1 protein-coding gene is annotated in these 1,397 nt (G+C 61.6%); it reads right to left on the bottom strand.

Annotation, left to right across the window (positions count from 1 at the left end; genetic code table 11):
* On the bottom strand, positions 1-1,397 hold a 1,397-nt coding region (locus tag ACF8EA_RS15525), incomplete at both ends, for an immunoglobulin-like domain-containing protein (RefSeq protein ID WP_392522519.1).

The following is a 1,397-nucleotide window of genomic DNA, read 5'->3' as shown; positions in this document are numbered from 1 at the left end:
TCGTGCTCGTACGGAGCGCTGGTATCGCCAGCCTTGATGGTGACCTGGGCGTTGTTGCTCAGGGTCACGACCAGGTCGTGGTCCAGCGGTTGGTTGACGTGCACGGTGAACGTCGGTTTGACGTTCTCGGCTACCGAGGTCTGGTCGGCCGTGATAGTGACCTTGACGATGTCGCCTTCGTTGTTGCCGCCCGGGTTGCCTGGGGTGCCTGGCTCGTCGGTCACCTCGGTGCTGACCGGCGTCTTGTCCAGGTTCAGGTTTTCGAACTTCCACGCATCTGCGCCGCTGACGGCGTCGATGGCATTGACCACCGGCTGGTTAGCGCCGACATAGACGTTGTCCGGGGCGGTTGCAGTGGCCGAGCCCGTAGTGCTGTTCGCTGCCACGACAACAGTAGTGCCGTCGGTCAGCTTGAAGTACAGCTCCGAGTGGTTGTTGATCGGCAAGCCGTCTTTGTTGGCCAGCGTAATGGTGTAGGTGATCTCGCCGCCTTCGGTCACCGAAGGGGTCGCGGTCAGCTTGGCCACCACCTCGTCGAGGGTGTCAGTCACTTGAACCGAAGCTGCACCGCCGAGTTCCAGGTTCTCGAAGGTCGCACCAGTGGCGTCCTCCGCCGAATTGATACCCAGGCTGATTTCGCCAGCATCCTGATAGACGTCGTCACCTTGCGCATCGTGCTCGTACGGAGCGCTGGTATCGCCAGCCTTGATGGTGACCTGGGCGTTGTTGCTCAGGGTCACAACCAGGTCGTGGTCCAGCGGTTGGTTGACGTGCACGGTGAACGTCGGTTTGACGTTCTCGGCTACCGAAGTCTGGTCGGCCGTGATGGTGACCTTCACCAGATCGCCTTCGTTGTTGCCGCCCGGGTTACCTGGGGTACCTGGCTCGTCAGTGACTGCAGTGCTGACCGGGGTCTTGTCGAGTGTCAGTTGCTCGAACTTGCCGACATCCGCGCCTTCAACGGTTGCGATCGACTTCACGACAGCGTCGTTGGTGCCGACGTAGACGTTGTCCGGAGCAGTCACGGTGGCTGTGCCCACGGTACCGTTGGCCGGCACGGTGATGACGGTGGTGCCGTCGCTCAGCGTGAAGGTCAAGGCACTGTGATTGTTGATCGGCAGACCGTCTTGGTTGGTCAGCGTGATGGTGTAGGTGATCTCGCCGCCTTCGGTCACCGAAGGGGTCGCGGTCAGCTTGGCCACCACTTCGTCGGTGGTGTCGGTCACTTGAACCGAAGCCGCACCGCCGAGTTCCAGGTTCTCGAAGGTCGCACCAGTGGCGTCCTCCGCCGAGTTGATACCCAGGCTGATCTGACCTGCGTCGTTGTAGACGTCATCGCCTTGTGCGTCGTGAGTGTACGGCGCGCTGGTATCACCGGCCTTGATGGTGACCTGGGC

Origin of the sequence: Pseudomonas sp. YQ_5 (genome assembly GCF_043103305.1) — a bacterium.
GTDB classification, from domain to species: Bacteria; Pseudomonadota; Gammaproteobacteria; order Pseudomonadales; family Pseudomonadaceae; genus Aquipseudomonas; species Aquipseudomonas putida_Y.
Note: the sequence above shows the minus strand (reverse complement) of the source record. Positions and strands in the feature narration are given on the sequence as shown.